The organism is Staphylococcus coagulans (genome assembly GCF_002901995.1).
GTDB classification, from domain to species: domain Bacteria; phylum Bacillota; class Bacilli; order Staphylococcales; family Staphylococcaceae; genus Staphylococcus; species Staphylococcus coagulans.
Genome location: NZ_PPQN01000014.1, coordinates 1 through 16,016, shown reverse-complemented (window position 1 = coordinate 16,016; position 16,016 = coordinate 1). Strand labels below are relative to the sequence as shown.

At 37.4% G+C, this 16,016-nt stretch carries 16 protein-coding genes; 3 read left to right on the top strand and 13 right to left on the bottom strand.

Annotated elements, in window-relative coordinates; all coding sequences use genetic code 11:
• Nucleotides 1-77: 77 nt before the first annotated feature.
• The 4 genes from galT to CD118_RS03780 all read right to left on the bottom strand — a co-directional run bounded on the left by galT (nucleotide 78) and on the right by CD118_RS03780 (nucleotide 4,840).
• Nucleotides 78-1,574 carry a UDP-glucose--hexose-1-phosphate uridylyltransferase gene (galT, locus tag CD118_RS03795; protein WP_103356291.1) on the bottom strand — a complete coding sequence of 499 codons (1,497 nt, stop codon included), beginning with the start codon at nucleotides 1,572-1,574 and terminating at the stop codon, nucleotides 78-80.
• Nucleotides 1,575-1,586: 12 nt separating this feature from the next.
• Complete coding sequence (gene galE / locus CD118_RS03790) at nucleotides 1,587-2,579, bottom strand: UDP-glucose 4-epimerase GalE (protein ID WP_060829529.1); 993 nt, start codon at nucleotides 2,577-2,579, stop codon at nucleotides 1,587-1,589.
• A 15-nt stretch (nucleotides 2,580-2,594) separates the two neighbouring features.
• The gene (locus CD118_RS03785) at nucleotides 2,595-3,761 is read right to left on the bottom strand and encodes a galactokinase (RefSeq protein WP_103356290.1); all 1,167 of its coding nucleotides are present in this window, start codon (nucleotides 3,759-3,761) and stop codon (nucleotides 2,595-2,597) included.
• Between the two features lie 77 nt (nucleotides 3,762-3,838).
• Entirely contained in the window at nucleotides 3,839-4,840 is a 1,002-nt protein-coding gene (locus tag CD118_RS03780) for a LacI family DNA-binding transcriptional regulator (protein WP_103356289.1), read from the bottom strand.
• 184 nt (nucleotides 4,841-5,024) lie between these two features.
• On the opposite strand from CD118_RS03780, the gene fdhD reads away from it, so the two are divergent.
• Complete coding sequence (gene fdhD / locus CD118_RS03775) at nucleotides 5,025-5,816, top strand: formate dehydrogenase accessory sulfurtransferase FdhD (protein WP_060829526.1); 792 nt, start codon at nucleotides 5,025-5,027, stop codon at nucleotides 5,814-5,816.
• Between the two features lie 166 nt (nucleotides 5,817-5,982).
• Here the strand turns inward: fdhD and CD118_RS03770 are convergent, their stop codons facing one another.
• The 4 genes from CD118_RS03770 to CD118_RS03755 all read right to left on the bottom strand — a co-directional run bounded on the left by CD118_RS03770 (nucleotide 5,983) and on the right by CD118_RS03755 (nucleotide 8,967).
• Complete coding sequence (locus CD118_RS03770) at nucleotides 5,983-6,774, bottom strand: GNAT family N-acetyltransferase (RefSeq protein ID WP_103356288.1); 792 nt, start codon at nucleotides 6,772-6,774, stop codon at nucleotides 5,983-5,985.
• A 28-nt stretch (nucleotides 6,775-6,802) separates the two neighbouring features.
• Nucleotides 6,803-7,363 carry a biotin transporter BioY gene (locus CD118_RS03765; protein WP_050330191.1) on the bottom strand — a complete coding sequence of 187 codons (561 nt, stop codon included), beginning with the start codon at nucleotides 7,361-7,363 and terminating at the stop codon, nucleotides 6,803-6,805.
• A 91-nt stretch (nucleotides 7,364-7,454) separates the two neighbouring features.
• Nucleotides 7,455-8,315: an ROK family protein gene (locus CD118_RS03760; protein WP_060829524.1), complete on the bottom strand. Its 861-nt coding sequence runs from the start codon at nucleotides 8,313-8,315 to the stop codon at nucleotides 7,455-7,457.
• Nucleotides 8,308-8,967, bottom strand: a complete 660-nt coding sequence (locus CD118_RS03755; protein ID WP_103356287.1) for a FadR/GntR family transcriptional regulator — start codon at nucleotides 8,965-8,967, stop codon at nucleotides 8,308-8,310. The genes CD118_RS03760 and CD118_RS03755 overlap by 8 nt, the downstream gene beginning before the upstream one ends.
• 159 nt (nucleotides 8,968-9,126) lie before the next feature.
• Here CD118_RS03755 and CD118_RS03750 point away from each other — a divergent pair, with 159 nt between their 5' ends.
• Nucleotides 9,127-10,008, top strand: coding sequence for an N-acetylneuraminate lyase (locus tag CD118_RS03750; protein WP_060829522.1), 882 nt, complete (start codon nucleotides 9,127-9,129; stop codon nucleotides 10,006-10,008).
• 152 nt (nucleotides 10,009-10,160) lie between these two features.
• Nucleotides 10,161-11,681, top strand: a complete 1,521-nt coding sequence (locus CD118_RS03745) for a sodium:solute symporter family protein (RefSeq protein WP_103356286.1) — start codon at nucleotides 10,161-10,163, stop codon at nucleotides 11,679-11,681.
• A gap of 132 nt (nucleotides 11,682-11,813) precedes the next feature.
• Here CD118_RS03745 and CD118_RS03740 read toward each other — a convergent pair whose 3' ends face one another.
• The 5 genes from CD118_RS03740 to CD118_RS03720 all read right to left on the bottom strand — a co-directional run bounded on the left by CD118_RS03740 (nucleotide 11,814) and on the right by CD118_RS03720 (nucleotide 15,937).
• On the bottom strand, nucleotides 11,814-12,731 hold the full coding sequence (locus CD118_RS03740; protein WP_103356285.1) for an ABC transporter substrate-binding protein: 918 nt from the start codon (nucleotides 12,729-12,731) through the stop codon (nucleotides 11,814-11,816).
• A gap of 229 nt (nucleotides 12,732-12,960) precedes the next feature.
• On the bottom strand, nucleotides 12,961-13,371 hold the full coding sequence (locus CD118_RS03735; RefSeq protein WP_060829519.1) for a YbaN family protein: 411 nt from the start codon (nucleotides 13,369-13,371) through the stop codon (nucleotides 12,961-12,963).
• Nucleotides 13,372-13,636: 265 nt separating this feature from the next.
• Nucleotides 13,637-13,819, bottom strand: a complete 183-nt coding sequence (locus tag CD118_RS03730; protein ID WP_060829518.1) for a CsbD family protein — start codon at nucleotides 13,817-13,819, stop codon at nucleotides 13,637-13,639.
• A 232-nt stretch (nucleotides 13,820-14,051) separates the two neighbouring features.
• Nucleotides 14,052-15,209 carry an acyl-CoA dehydrogenase family protein gene (locus CD118_RS03725; protein WP_103356284.1) on the bottom strand — a complete coding sequence of 386 codons (1,158 nt, stop codon included), beginning with the start codon at nucleotides 15,207-15,209 and terminating at the stop codon, nucleotides 14,052-14,054.
• 380 nt (nucleotides 15,210-15,589) lie between these two features.
• The gene (locus CD118_RS03720) at nucleotides 15,590-15,937 is read right to left on the bottom strand and encodes a transcriptional regulator, SarA/Rot family (RefSeq protein ID WP_050330179.1); all 348 of its coding nucleotides are present in this window, start codon (nucleotides 15,935-15,937) and stop codon (nucleotides 15,590-15,592) included.
• Between the last annotated feature and the right edge of the window lie 79 nt (nucleotides 15,938-16,016).

Here is a 16,016-nt window from a genome sequence, read left to right as displayed (position 1 = left end):
CCGCTCCTTTTTGTCAATGCTATCTATAATAAAAAACGTTCGAAATCAGTATATCAAATTTCGAACGTTTTGATGTGTCACGATTCATTTAATGTGATGATAAAGCGATTAAAAGCAGTTTGACCTTTTGGGTTTCTTTTAAACACGCCTGCATCATGTAACACTCTTTCAAATTTATAACCTACTTCTTTTCGGACAATTTTAGAAGCATCTAATTGCTGAAAATCATATTGACGTTTCATCTCAAGTGCCCATTTTTCGTGTACACCTAATGAAACATTTTTGTCGCCTTCTAAATAGGCAATCACATTTTGGAGCTCATTTTTTAACCGTCCGGGTAAAATGGCGGTGCCCATGACTTCGATTAAACCTATATTTTCCTTTTTGATATGTTGGACATCTTGATGTGGATGAAATAGGCCATCTGGATAGGCTTCGGTCCGTTGATTATCACGTAAGACCAAGTCCATTTCATAACATTGATTTCGATACCTCGCAATCGGTGTTACCGTATGATGCCGTTCTCCAGAGTTACTTCTAGCCTTAATTTGCACTGTAGGATCACTATAGTCTTCCCATCTTTTTCTGATCCATTCACTTGCTGCAATCAGTTGTTTGGTATCTTTTGAAATGAGACGAATCACACTCATTGGCCATTGAACGACACCTGCTGTCACTTCTGGATATGACTGTAAAGTAAAGGCCCGTTCTACTTTAGCGAGCGCCATTGGAAATTCATGTCGTCCTGCTTGATAATGGTTGTGGGATAATATGGAGCCCCCTACGACTGGAATGTCCGCATTAGAACCAATTGTATAATGTGGAAACTGCCTTACAAAATCGAGCAAGTTTTCAAATGTGCGTTGGTTAATTATCATTGGTGTATGGGGTTCAGATAATAAAATGCTGTGTTCATTAAAATAAACATAAGGCGAGTATTGGAACCCCCAAGTTTCCCCATTAATGTTCAACCGGACTATTCTGTGATTCGAACGCGCGGCTTGGGTCATACTGCCATAGAACCCTTCGTTCTCTATACAAATCGCGCACTGCGGATATTTTGACGCAGGTGCAAGCTTTTCTTTCTCAATCTGACGTGCATCTTTTTCAGGTTTCGATAAATTAATTGTAATCTCGAGTTTGCCATATTCAGTCGATACATCATACACAATGTTTTTGGCGACTGCTTCTTGCTTAATGTAGTGATTAAGATGGCTTAATTCATAAAAGTAATCTGTAGCCGCTTGGGGTGATTGTTGGTATTTTTGGTAAAACATTCGATTCACAGTAGAGGGTTTTGGGGTAAGCAAATCCATTAAACTCGCTTCTAACTGTTCGCGTTCAGCCAAAATATCATCGCATACACCACGCTGAATCGCATCTTCAATAAGAACATTTACAATGTCAATCGGTGTCTGAGGTTGCACATCAAATTGATTATCCAGTAGCGCAACATCGTTTGCTTTCAGACGCGCTAAAATTTGGTTCACAACATAAATTCGGTCTTCTATTTCAAAATCGCCTTGTTTAATAACAGCATCCGCGAATTGATAAACATGTGATGCATTTGCCATAACGCGCCTCCTCTAAACGTTTTCATAGCCATTCGGATGACTTTGATGCCACTGCCATGCCGTTGCGATAATTTCATGAATGTCGTCATGTTGAGGTGTCCAACCTAATCGCTGCATTGCTTTCTCACTAGAAGCAACCAGTTTACTCGGATCACCTGCGCGTCTCGGTGCAACAACTGCTGGAATTTCACAACCTGTCACTTCACGTGCAGCATTTAAAATTTCTTTAACGGAGTAGCCGTGGTTTGTTCCTAAGTTAAACGCACCACTCTCCCCACCTTCTTTTAAATAATTGAAAGCAAGTATGTGTGCAGCGATCAAATCCGTCACATGTAAATAGTCTCTAATCGGTGTTCCATCTGGTGTATCATAATCATCGCCAAACATCTTTAAAGCATCTCGTTGACCTAAAGCCACTTGAAGAACAACAGGAATCAAATGCGTTTCTGGATGATGGTCTTCGCCAATGGAACCATCCGCTTTTGCACCTGCCACATTAAAGTAACGTAAAGCAGCATAACGGATACCGTATGCCTCGTGACACCATCGCATCATTTTCTCCATCATTAACTTACTTTCACCATAAGGACTCGTAGGCACTTTTTTAGCAGTTTCTTCGATTGGAATAACTTCTGGTTCACCGTATACCGCTGCTGTCGAACTAAAGATAATATATTGTACATCGTGTGCACGCATCACTTCGAGTAGCACTTGTAAGCCGTACACATTGTTATTAAAGTATTCGAGCGGCATGGTTACAGATTCCCCAACTAACGAAAAGGCACAAAAGTGAAAAACGCCCTCTATTTGTTCTTGCTCAAATACTTGATTGAGAAAAGCTGCGTCACGTATGTCTCCTTCATAAAATTTTGCTGTTTCATGTACAGCTTGGCGATGCCCTTTCACTAAATTATCAACAACGACAACTTCATGTCCCGCTTCCACTAACTGATTAACACAGTGACTTCCTATATAACCGGCGCCTCCTAAGACAAGTAATGACATGTTTTATCCACTCCTTTAATCTTCCTCTAAAGTACGTACGCCATTGGCAATATCAACATGATAAAACGAAGGTGCATAACCGACTGTGCGTGTATATTCTTCTGTCACAATGCGCTCTAAATCTTTAATCTTATCTTGGTGAACAAGCGCAATGGCACAACCTGCAAAGCCAGCCCCCGTCATTCGCGCACCTAACACACCCTCTACTTTTTGTGCGCATTCCGCTAATGTATCCAACTCAATCCCTGTCACTTCATAATCATCTTTCAATGAAGCATGAGAAGCATTTAATAACTGTCCAAACGTATCAAAGTCATGTGACTTTAATGCTTCATAGGCTTGCTTCGTACGCTCATTTTCAGAAATGGCATGTTTGGCGCGGCGACGCAATTTTTCATCTCTAATGACATGTGCATAATCTTCAAATTGCGCCATCGTTATTTCTCCAAGCGACTGTACATCAAGATGTTGCTGCAATTGTGCTAGCGCTTGTTCACATTCAGCGCGACGCTCATTATATTTAGACTCTGCCAATTCGCGTCGCTTATTTGTATTCATAATTGAAATTTTGTACGTGCCAAATTCCGTAGGGACATAATGGTATTCCAAAGTGTTTGTATCTAACAATATTGCATGATCCTTTTTACCAAACCCAATAATAAATTGATCCATAATTCCAGAATTCACACCAATAAAATCATTTTCAACGCGCTGCCCCATTTTAACGAGCTCTAGTCGATCCATGTTAATGTGAAATAAAGACGTAATTAAATGGCCAGTAAGCAACTCAATTGAAGCAGATGAAGATAAACTCGCTCCGTTCGGAATATTACCTTCATAAATGATATTGAAGCCTGTTTCAATTTGAGGATATCGTTCAACAAGAAAGTGAATGATGCCTTTAGGGTAATTGCCCCATTGGTCTGAAGTCTTGTATTGCAAATGGTCTAAATCAAATGAAATCACACCTACTTCTTCAAAATTTGTAGAGTATAGTTGAATTAGTCTGTCGGATCTCTTAGAAATCGCACCATACGTGCCTAATTCAATTGCGGCTGGGAAAACAAATCCCCCATTATAATCCGTATGCTCACCAATTAAATTAATCCGTCCTGGTGCAAAAGCTGTCAATGTGGGTGCTTCATGAAAAATATCAGTAAATTTTTGCGTTAGTTTTTGCATAGGTCACACCTCAAAGTTAAATTTATAGTAAACATCAACTACATTTTACTGTTTAGCGAAAGGGCTGTCAATAGAGGTTAGTGCTTAGGAAAACTACTTCGGTATTGCAATTCTGTATTAAGCTGCATATGAATGGCGACTTCACGTTGTCCTTTCATTAAATCTTGAGCCAAACGCACAGCCTGACGCCCAAATTCCTCTATCGGAATATGAACACTTGATATCATAGGTACGGTATATTGGCTAATTTCTGAATCATTAAAACTCACAATTTGTGTATCCTTTGGAATATGAACGCCATACTGTTGTAATCCTTGGATGACACCCACCGCAAGCATATCATTACCAGTAATAATCAATTCAGGTAATGTCGACTGCTGCGCTATTTTCTGTCCTATTTCTAAGCCACTTTCCCGATCCCAGCCAGACGGGTAAACAACAGGCGTCTTCTGATTTAAGTCGCACCAATCCAAATAGGCACGTTGTCTTGCATCCAATTGAAGGCTATAATCTGAACCTATGCCTCGTATCTTAGTTTCGCCGCCCACATAAACAATCGATTCCATTTGACGTTTTTGAATATCACTTAATAACACTTTCATACTTTGATACAAATCAGAAGAAATGGCATCAATATCACCTGGAGCATCTAGCTGATTGATTAAAATGAGCCGCTCATTATATTGATAAAGCTGTTCGATAAAAGATTGCTTAAAAGGACCGATGACGATGACTGAACCTGCCTTTTGAATACGCTCAAGCATTTTATGATGCGTTATTTCATGTGTGCGTATCGTCTTTTTCAAAGTAAGGTTTAAATGTTGAACTTCCTTTTCGATTGCCAAACGAAGCTCTCTATAATAAGGATCGATCATTTCCTTTTCTTTTGATGCATGTGTCACAATTTGGATTTGCCGTGTCAACCGTTTTTGCTTTGTGTAACGTAATCTATTTGCAATTTCAACAATGCGTTCCCTCGTTGCGGTTGCAACGGATAATGAAGGGTCTTCGTTCAAAACACGAGAAACCGTCCCCGGACTTACGCCCGCCTCTTTCGCTATTTCTCTTATACTTGCCATCGTAATTCACACTTCCTTAGTTTGTTTACTACATTTTACTAATTTTAAATACTGTTTTCAATCACCATACTAGTAATATTTCTTTTAAAAGACAGCATTAACACTTAAAATAAAAACTATATAATCTGTCAATTCTGTGTCAAACAAATTTCACAATTTTCACATTGAAAGGGGCGACAGACGATTGGACTCAGATATTCGTTTAAATCAGTCCATTATACGTTATGAGAATGGGAAATTATATGCAACGACAGATGATTACGTCACGGAATTCCCACTCACGATAATGGTGAATCAAGAAGAGTTTGCGACCGTCATATGTAGTCCAAACTATATCGAAGAATTGGTATTAGGCTTTCTTGCATCTGAAGGCGTGATACTTAAAAGAGATGAACTTAAATCTATAGACATTGATGATCAAAGGGGTTATGCACATGTCGAAACGACAGTCCCGCTTCATTACCGAATCCAACTATCAACCAAACGTTTAGTCGCTTCGTGTTGTGGTAAAAGTCGCGAATTTTATTTTCAAAACGATGCTGCTATTGCTAAAACAGCGATGACAACCATCCAAGTCACACCCGAACAAGTGTTAACGATGATGGCTGAGCTACAAGAACAAAGTGAAGTCTTCCACGCTACTGGTGGGCTACATAATGCTGCTATTAGCGATGGCGCTCAATTTTACATTCACCGCCAGGATATCGGACGGCATAATGCATTGGACAAGCTTTATGGTTATTGTATCGAACGCCATATTAGTGTGCGAGATAAAATTCTTATTTTTAGCGGTCGTATCTCATCCGAAATCTTAATTAAAGCAGCTAAAATAGGTGTAGGTATGATTATTTCTAAATCTGCCCCTACGACACTTGCGGTTCAACTCGCTGAAGACTTGAATATCACGGCCATTGGCTTTGTTCGAGACGGTCACTTTAACATATACAGTCATCCAGAGCGCATTCAAAATCTTTAAATGAAAAACCATAATAAAAAGCGCTAAGTTGATGTTTAATAACTATCAGCTTAGCGCTCGATTCATTTGATATGCAATTGCTTTTTTATAGGTATACAACCTTCAATCTTTACTCCAGACCACTTTCCAAAATAGCTTGATCAAATAATTTAACGCTATCTTTAGACTAAATATGTAGACTGGCAGATTCGGTTGGATGCGTGTCAATGTGTTCTTTGAGCGCACTGTATTGAAAACTTACATAAGTGTATCCTTGCTTGATATACATCTCTTTCGCTGTATCCTCTGCATCCGCAACTAAAATAACAGGTCGTTTTCCTGCAATTTTACCTACTTTAGCTTGCATACTCGAACCTATCCCTTGACCGCGATACTTCTCTACAATAGCAAACCCATCAATTTCAACCGTATTTTCTTTCTCAATCAGGTTCAAAATACCAACGGGTCGGTCATCCAAATAAGCAACGTAATAATCCAATGTGCGCTCTCCTAATTCAACATGCTTTCTTACAGCATCACTAAACTCTGCAGCATAATCATCTCCATAAGGAAGGTTTAACGGTGTAGCCACTTGCAGAAAATCTTCCACATGATTCGTTGTAACACGTATCATTCGAACTGGTTTCTCTTTTAATTGTCGCAACATATTTGCTTCAATCACATAGAGTTCCAAACATCCTAATTGAAAACCTTGCGCACGAAGAAACTGCATCATTGAAGGCTTTGGTTTTACATTCTCAGGAAACTCAAACTGTAAGTGAGCCGCACCTATTTTTTGATGCATCACTTGCTGTTGCAACATATCCCCTTTCAATGTAAGTTGATCAGGCATTTGATGGTAAACCCATTTATTTGCGTCATAAGCGAGCGGACGCGAAGGCTTAGCATAAATCGTATATCGCTCATTTGATTCAATGATTTCACCTTCTGTATAAATACTTTTCATTTGAATTTCCATCGTCTTCCTCAACCCCTTGGACAAATTTTTAACGTGCCATTTGGCGCATCACACGGGAAACGATTGGATTTTTTAACAATGCTACCGCAATGAGTGTAGCAACAATCGCTTTTATCAAATCACCCGGTACAAATGATAGTGACAACCATAATGCTTTAGGAATAGGCATATGTATAATCAAGCCCATTACAATCGCACCGACAACATCTAATAAAATAACACCAATCAACAATAATATAAGAAAAATACGTTTAAAGTCGAGTTGCTCAAATTGACGGTCTCTTGCCCAGCCGATTAAAAAGGCAACTACCGGATACATAATAAGAAATCCTGCGCTCGGTCCAAAGAAAACACCATATCCCCCACGTCCGCCAGATAATAATGGCGCACCTAGTAATACGAGTAATAAAAACACGATGACACTTAATGCACCATATTTACGTCCTAACAAGATTCCTGCTAAAAAGATACCTACATTTTGTAAAACAATCGGCACCGGGAAAAACGGTAATGGAATCGCAGGAACAAATCCCATAATCGCGATAATCGCTGTCATTAACGCTGTATAAACTAGAAATTTTGTATTCACTTCATTTCCTCCTCAATACTGAAGTCACTCGAAGTATGACCACTTCATTACAGTATTATAGCATTAATGTAAACGAAAATTCTATATCAGTTTACAATTCAGAAACCGCCCCGATAAGCGCGGCATTATTTTGCAACACGGCAACTTCAATTCGTGCATGCCCATAGCCTTCAGGAAGAAATTGCGTGATCTGCGGTTGTATATATTGCAACAGCTGTTCACCTTGCGCTGACACACCGCCACCGATAATGATAATTTCTGGATCATAAATCACTTGGATTTCAGCTATCCCTCGTGCGATTTCATAAGCCCATTTTTGAAGATATTGTCTTGCTATGACATCGCCACCTTGAGCATCTTCAAATAATTGTCGAACATTACACTCAGGGTATGTGGCTTGAATTTGTTTTTTTAGTGCTTGAGTTGAACCGCGTTGTTCATAATTGGTTTGTGTGACTGGATCATAAAGCAGGTGACCGATTTGATTTGGACGATGCCGTTGTCCAGTCAGTAACCCCATATCATGATGATAATAACTACCGCCTATTCCTGTCCCTAACGTTAGGCAAAATGCGCTGTGATAAGTCTCATTTCTAAAACTCAGCTCCCCTAACAAAGCGGCATCAACATCGTTATAAATACACAGATCATTTACAAATGGTGCCAGCCTTTCCCCAAATTGTGTGCCTGTGTAATCTTTAATATTAGGATTTGCATAAGCAATAGACGCTGTTTCACGATTGACCGCCCCTGCTGTAGAAATCCCTACCAATACTTTTGAAGTACGATAACGTTCAATATATTGTTTTAGGCGTTGCGCCACAACATTTAAAATCGCTTCATTTTCATTGATGGGTGTTTTAACTTTTTCATAATCTAACAATTGATTCTCTTCAGTGATAACAGCTGATTTGATATAGGTGCCCCCAATATCAAAAGCAAATTTATTCATAAAACTCCGCCCCTCTCATCAGATGTTGCGTCAAAAGTTCTTTTGCCAATACATAATTTTCATTCATTAAAGCTTCGTATATTTTTCGATGTTCCGACAAACTCCGTTCATTTTCAGTTTGTGTTGTTTCAATCGCCATTTGATAAAAATACGCCTGTACGACTGCACTCATTTGCTTAAATAATGATGAATCTACAGCAGCTAATAAACTTTCATGAAAAGCTTGATCTGCCTCAACATTGAAATCCTCTACATTATCAACTAATGCTTCCTTGATTGCCGTGAGTGGCACATTTTTTCGTTCAATGATATCAATCGCAGCGAGTTCAAATGTCAGTCTCAACATCATCAAGTCTTTTAAATTCCCTTGTGAAACTTGAAAACTAAATAAAAACCCCTCTATTAATGGGGTAATATCTTGTGCTTTCACTAAAGTCCCACGACCTTGAACACTCTCAGTCACCCCTGTATTTTCCAAATAACTCAATGCTTCACGTACAACAGAACGACTCACTTGATACGTTTCAGCGAGCTTGCGTTCTGTCGGAAGTTTATCTCCCGCTTGAAGTGATTCAGCTAAAATATAATCTTTTATTTTTTTTACTACAATTTGTTTTAAATTGGTGCCTGATTGTCCTACTTCTTTGCCCATCCAACAGCAATCTCCTTGTTATTAATTTGTTATATTTTACCACAATCTGAACATTCTCAAATAAAAATTAATATTGACCCCATTTATAATAACGCTTACAATTGAATTATAAATTGGTCTGACCAATATTACAAATCTGTTTTGGGAGGTTTTAAAAAGATGGAGGATCATCTCAAAGGCTTATACGCAGCTTTACTTGTTCCATTTAATGAAAAAGGCGAAATCAAGGAAGCGGGTTTACGTCAGATTGTACGAAATGCGATTGATACGCAAAAACTTGATGGTTTGTATGTCAATGGTAGCTCAGGAGAAAATTTCTTGATGAACACAGCTCAAAAGAAAGAAGTTTTTCGTATTGCTAAAGATGAAGCAAAAGATGCCATTCGGCTAATCGCACAAGTCGGTGCACTTGATTTAAACGAAGCCATTGAATTAGGGCAATATGCGACAGAACTTGGTTATGATGCATTATCCGCAGTTACGCCTTTTTACTACCCTTTTACATTCGAAGAAATTCGAGATTATTACTTCAAAATCATTGAAGCAACAGGCAACAAAATGATTGTTTACTCTATTCCAGGACTTACTGGTGTCAATATCTCAATACAACAATTTGAAGAATTATTCCAAAACGACCATATCATTGGCGTGAAATATACTGCACCTGACTTTTTCTTACTTGAACGTTTAAGAAAAGCATTTCCAGATAAATTGATCTATTCTGGTTTTGATGAAATGCTGGTCCAAGCGGCCATTTCAGGGGTAGATGGGGCAATTGGTTCGACTTTCAATGTCAATGGCATACGTACACGTCAAATTTTTGAAAATGCACAACAAGGGCGGATCGAAAGTGCCTATCGAATTCAACATGAAACGAATGACATTATCGAAACTGTATTAAAATTAGGTCTTTATCCAACACTTAAAGCCATTTTAGCTGAGAAAGGCTTGGATACGGGTGTACCTAAAGCACCTTTCCATCCATTTAATGAAACAAATCGTGAAACACTACAACAATTGATTCAACGTTATCAACTTTAATTCATAGGTAATGTACCCTATGTATGAAAAACGGGAGTGAGTCATGTCGTGTCTCTATGTATGTTACATACTCACTCTCTTTTTTACAGTTATTTGTAAGCGCTTACTAATTATTTAATTTATTTTAAAACAAAATGAGAGGTGTCATTAATATGCATACAATCGGATTTGGATTTTGGAATTGGGTAGCATTACTTTGTTATTTATTGTTAATGTTAGGTATTGGAGCATTCTTTACTAAGCGAGCGGGTAAAGATACAAATAGCTTTTTTACCGCAAGTGGTCGACTGCCTTCTTGGGTCGTAGGGTTCTCTATTTATGCGACAACACTAAGTGCCATTACTTTTATGTCTACACCCGAAAAATCTTATTTAACTGATTGGTCTTATATTGCAGGTAATGTTGCAATCGTTGCAATTATTCCATTGTTAATCTATTTTTATATTCCTTTTTTCAAAAAGTTAAAGATTACATCTGCTTATGAATATTTAGAAGCACGTTTTAATCCAGCGGTTCGTGTTTTAGGTTCTTTATTATTTGTACTTTTCCATTTAGGACGTGTCGCAATCGTTATCTATTTGCCAACACTCGCAATTACAGCTGTATCCGATATTAATCCATATCTCGTTGCGAGTTTAGTCGGTGTGCTTTGTATTGTTTATACATTTTTAGGTGGTTTTGAAGGCGTCGTTTGGAGTGACTTTATTCAAGGTGTAATTTTACTAGGCGGTGCACTGGTCATTATCATTATCGGCATCGTTCATATCGATGGTGGCTGGGGCACTGTAGTCAATGAGGCTGTTGACAAACAAAAACTCATCAGCGCAGACAATTGGAAATTCACCGCCGCATCAGCAGCCATTCCAATCATCTTTTTAGGGAGTATTTTTAATAATTTACAACAATATACAGCAAGTCAAGACGTGGTACAACGTTATCAGGCCTCTGAATCACTTAAAGAAACTTCACATTCTTTATGGACAAATGGCCTTCTAGCTATGATCTCAGCACCGTTATTTTATGGCATGGGGACTGTCTTATTTGTTTTTTATACGCATCATACGACGCTCCCAAAAGATTTTAATACCTCTTCTATCGTGCCTTATTTTATCTTAACTGAAATGCCACCTTTTGTAGCTGGATTAATGATTGCTGCTATCTTCGCTGCTGCACAATCAACAATTTCATCGAGCTTAAATTCTATGGCTGCTTGTTTATCAGTCGATATTAAACAACGGTTCTTTGGTAAAAAAAGCGAGGAAGCAGAAGTACGTTTTGCACGACTTGCCACTATTGTAGTCGGTCTGCTTGGCATGTTGATTTCTTTATACCTTATTGCCGCAAACTCTAATGATGTATGGGATTTATTCTTATTGATTACTGGTCTCTTCGGGGTACCGATTGCTGGTATTTTTGCCGTAGGTATTTTCACTAAACGTACACATGGCGTTGGTGTAATTATTGGCATCATCATCGCTGTCATTGTCAGCTACTTCTTACAAGGTGTTGGCGGTGCAGGTTCCCCATTTTATGTATCGATTATTGCTTTTATTACAGCCTTTGTGACTGCTTATATCGCCAGTCTTATAATTCCTGCGCCAAATAAAGACATTTCTGGTCTTACGATTTTCGATAAAAATGGTGCAATCACATACGAAAGAAAAGTAAAATAATGATTTAATACGGTGATAAATGCTCAAAATATGAAAAAGCACTAAGATGATTATTGTTCTTCAAATCATCTTAGTGCTTATTATTTTATGATGAATTTCATCGTCTTTTAACGCTCTAAGTTTAACTTCGCTCTATTGATGTGCTAATAATTGTTTCTTTAAGTCTTTTCGAATTACATCTAATGAATAAGGATCATTATACCAATAGACTTGTGAATCTACATCGAATGCATGATGTTGTTTAACTGCTGGCAAGTTATTCCAAATTGACGTATTTTGGAATTCTGGTTTTGCAGCATCTTTTACTTTTGCAGTAATCACATAGTCACCGGCGTATTTGTCAATTTCTTCTTTAGAAATCTCTTTCCAACCTTCTTTTTCAGTTGCTTTTTCTAAAGCCTCAGGCATTTTCAAACCAAATGCTTGATAAATTACTTCACTGCCTCTTCCCCAGTTTTTACCATATGCATAAAGTTTTTTATCAAAATCTTCGAAAATAGAAACTGATGTGTTGTCACCTAATTGTTTTTTAATTTCTTTACCATCTTTTTCAGTTTGAGCTTTCCAATCTTTAATCCATTTTTCCGCTTCATCTGATTTACCTAAAATTTCACCCATTGCTTTTTGTTGCTCTAAATAATCGTATTGCCCGTAATCAAAAGCAAGTGTTGGTGCAATCTTTTTCAACTTGTCTGTATTTTTATCTGTGTTGTATGTGATGATTAAATCAGGTTTCAAAGTCGCAACTTTTTCCACATCTTCCGCGCCTACTTTATCCACATCTTTGAATTCTTTTGACAACACAGGACTTTGTTTTATTTGATCAGAAACCCCTACAATATTTCCTCCCAAATACTTCAAACCGCCTGCATAAGTCGGCGCAAGTACAACGATGCGTTTTGGATTTTTAGGAATATCCACTTTATCTTCACCTTTTGCTGTTTTTAATGCAAAAGATTTTGTATCATTTTTGCTATTTTGACCTCCATTTTGGCCACAAGCAGATAAAACAAGCAAGATTGCTAATAATGGTAACCATAATTTTTTCATTTATTCGCCCTCCAATTGATAACGATTATCATTATTATATAGTGGATACATTTTTAAGGCAATCTTTTTTAAAATATTTTTTAACTTAATAAAAATTACCGATTTCAAAATGTAAAGTTTCTAAAAAGCGTGCGCACTATATAATAACCACATCAATAAAAAGAGTAAGCTAAAAATCTCACTTTGCCTCACAAGATTTCTAACTCACTCTATTTTTGACATATTCATATTAATCTATCTCATTTACGTTAAGCGTACGATTACGCTCTACTTCATGCTGCTTTGGCAATGTCTTAACAAAAGTAAAAAGTACAATCGTTTGAAGAATGACCATCACCATTAACCCCAACCGAATCATTGGCATATCCATCGTCCATATTGAAAAACCGACAACAATATATAAACTCACTAACAATTGAATTTTCTTTTTCATTGTGTAGCCACGATAGCGACGAAAATCCTCGATATACGCTTTATAAATGGTCGTTTGGATGAGCCAATCATGAAAACGGTCCGAGCTCTTTGCGAAACAGAGTACAGCCACTAATAAAAAAGGTGTTGTAGGTAACAATGGTAACACGGCCCCTGCAAACCCAAGTAATGTAAAGATACCCCCTATGCCCACTAAAAGATATCGCATATTAGCATTCTCCTCTGTCCATTTGATGTCCTCATATTATATAAAGTATTCACAAAAGTATCAATAGACAATTAAAGTGTGATACGCTAACTTTTAAATTTTGACGCTACTTTCAGATGTCACATATCCTTTTAAAACTATTTAAAAAGAGTAAGACGTCATCTAAAAACGATAGATAATCCATCTTACTCTCAAAAAATATATTTTTCATTCATACTTTAGCCAACTTCATTGAAATGGCTCAATTGATTTATCACTAAGTGGCTTATTTTTTAAATTTATCTACAAGATCGTTCACTTTATCTTTCGCATTTTCAGCGACTTCTTTAATTTTTCCAGCCGCTTTATCTTCTTTACCTTCTTGTTCTAATTCTTTATTGCCAGAGATATTTCCTACTGTTTCTTTGATGTTTCCTTTTGCTTGATCAAATTTACTTTCATCTGCCATTTTGTAAACCTCCGTTGTAGTTGATTGAATAAATTACAACATAAACTATAACATAATTTTTTAAAGTTTAATCAAAATTGCATTCCATAACTTTGAATGTTCAATCATCAAACATCTGAGTCTCTAAACTCTGTATCACGCTGTCTGCACGCTGCATTCATTTTTAGCTATTACTCTAGGCATAACGCGACAAAACTAGAACTTCAAATATTTTAGAATTCAATGTGAAGTGTCATTCGCTTTGAAATAAGCTTAATGCTTTTTTAGCAATTTGAGTGTAAGCAAGATCTTCCATTGGTGGGTTGTGTAAACCTGCGCGCATATCGCGATAATAACGTTGAATCGGACGATCCATCTCCAAACTTTTAGCACCTATAATCCGCATAGCAAGATCAACGACCTCTAAACCTTCATTCATCACTACAACTTTGCTCGCAGCGGTTTCGTTACTGATTTCATCTTTCTCACTTAAGTCTGTGTATGCTTTTGCTGTACTCCATAACAAGTGTCTCGCACTCAACAATTTTGTTTCCATTTTCCCAATATTTTGTTGAACGACAGGCAATTCAGAAATTGGCGTTTCGATACTATTAGGCTGGTGGGTTAAAGCAAATTTCAATGCTTCATCACGCGCTGCTTGCGCAATCCCAAGATATGTAGCTGGAATATGGAGCAACCATCCGTTTTGAAATTTAGGACCTTCTCCTTTAATCTCAACTAAAAATTTAGATTCTACTTTTACATCGTTTAAGATTAAATCATGGCTTTCAGTTGCGCGCATGCCGACCATATTCCAATTATCTGCAACTTCTAGTCCTTCTTCATCTTTTTTTATTAAGAAAAATCCAACTTTTTCTCGGTCAGGTATATAGGCGGCAACGACGACATGACTGAGTGCTCGACTCATAGACGTGAATGTCTTCACACCATTTAAAACATAGTGGGTACCATCAAATTGTGCAAATGTTGCAGGACGGCCCCCTCTAGTAGGACTCCCTGTTTCTGCTTCGCTGACTGCACGGTTAACGAGCGCACCTTGTTTGACCGCTTCTGCCAAAAGTTCGAGTATCGCATCGTCCCATAGACGTCCTTCATACAGTTCTCCGATTAAGCCGACATGCCATCCGATTGATAAAGCTGTAGCGCCATCAATTGAACCCAAAACAGTTTGAATGACGGTCATATCCTCTAATGTTGCCCCTCTACCGCCATAAGCGACTGGTAAAGTCAATTGACTATAACCTTCATCAACGAGCCATTGAACATTTTCATATGGAAAGCGGCTTTCGATATCATTACGATGTGCATTCTTTTCTAATTGCTCTCGATGTGCTTCTAATTTAGCTACCCATTCTTTTTGAATTTCAGACTGAATTAACACAGATTTCATAACCAAAACCTCTCAATCTTTTTATTTCTTAGCTACTTACTCAACATTATAGTATAAATCCAGTTCGTTGCCTATCCCTCTGTATCGCACATCATATAAATATAAAAAACGACAGGAAACAAATATTTAAATTTGCTTCCTGTCGTTGACTATGTTTCCAGTCCCTTTCATGTTAATCCACACAAATCATACATATTACTGAAAAGTTGGAAGCGCCCATCTCAAACGTCATCTCTTAAAAGTAAAATGCCGTGAATATTGCTCTGAAATTTCGTATTTTAAATGGTTTAAAATATTCAAATTCTCAAGTTAATATCTCTCTTTCACTTCCACAAGTTATTGCTTCCATTCAAAATGATTCGTTTATAAAGAACTTACATTTACAACAATGCTTCAATTTCATTAAATAATGCTTCAATTTTTGTATACTGCTCTTCAGACACTTCAATGATCACAGTACGTTCATCATGCTCATTACGTTTCTTAGTTAGAAAACCATAATCTTTCAATTTTTGCATAGCCTTTGTAATGTAGTATGGTTTGAACTTTGAAGCTTTAATGATGTCTTTTACATTATAAATAGAATGCTTATTTTCTAATATAAACGTCAGAATAAATAATTCTTCGTATGTTAGCGCATACTTCTTTTTAATTTGTGCATAGATTCCTTTCGTCGTAAAACTAATTGCCATAAGTTCTTTCATATTTTTGATACGGTATTTTTCCATTCGCTTACCCCCTATAGATGCAATCCAAGATGTATAGGTACAATGTCTAATTCTACTCACAACTATATTAACTTGGAAA

Bases quoted from the DNA above. Each gene is read 5' to 3' on its own strand.
- galT (WP_103356291.1), bottom strand. From the start codon at position 1,574: ATGGCAAATGCATCACATGTTTATCAATTCGCGGATGCTGTTATTAAA.
- galE (WP_060829529.1), bottom strand. From the start codon at position 2,579: ATGTCATTACTTGTCTTAGGAGGCGCCGGTTATATAGGAAGTCACTGT.
- CD118_RS03785 (WP_103356290.1), bottom strand. From the start codon at position 3,761: ATGCAAAAACTAACGCAAAAATTTACTGATATTTTTCATGAAGCACCC.
- CD118_RS03780 (WP_103356289.1), bottom strand. From the start codon at position 4,840: ATGGCAAGTATAAGAGAAATAGCGAAAGAGGCGGGCGTAAGTCCGGGG.
- CD118_RS03770 (WP_103356288.1), bottom strand. From the start codon at position 6,774: ATGGAAATTCAAATGAAAAGTATTTATACAGAAGGTGAAATCATTGAA.
- CD118_RS03760 (WP_060829524.1), bottom strand. From the start codon at position 8,315: ATGAATAAATTTGCTTTTGATATTGGGGGCACCTATATCAAATCAGCT.
- CD118_RS03755 (WP_103356287.1), bottom strand. From the start codon at position 8,967: ATGGGCAAAGAAGTAGGACAATCAGGCACCAATTTAAAACAAATTGTA.
- CD118_RS03750 (WP_060829522.1), top strand. From the start codon at position 9,127: ATGGAGGATCATCTCAAAGGCTTATACGCAGCTTTACTTGTTCCATTT.
- CD118_RS03745 (WP_103356286.1), top strand. From the start codon at position 10,161: ATGCATACAATCGGATTTGGATTTTGGAATTGGGTAGCATTACTTTGT.
- CD118_RS03740 (WP_103356285.1), bottom strand. From the start codon at position 12,731: ATGAAAAAATTATGGTTACCATTATTAGCAATCTTGCTTGTTTTATCT.
- CD118_RS03735 (WP_060829519.1), bottom strand. From the start codon at position 13,371: ATGCGATATCTTTTAGTGGGCATAGGGGGTATCTTTACATTACTTGGG.
- CD118_RS03730 (WP_060829518.1), bottom strand. From the start codon at position 13,819: ATGGCAGATGAAAGTAAATTTGATCAAGCAAAAGGAAACATCAAAGAA.
- CD118_RS03725 (WP_103356284.1), bottom strand. From the start codon at position 15,209: ATGAAATCTGTGTTAATTCAGTCTGAAATTCAAAAAGAATGGGTAGCT.
- CD118_RS03720 (WP_050330179.1), bottom strand. From the start codon at position 15,937: ATGGAAAAATACCGTATCAAAAATATGAAAGAACTTATGGCAATTAGT.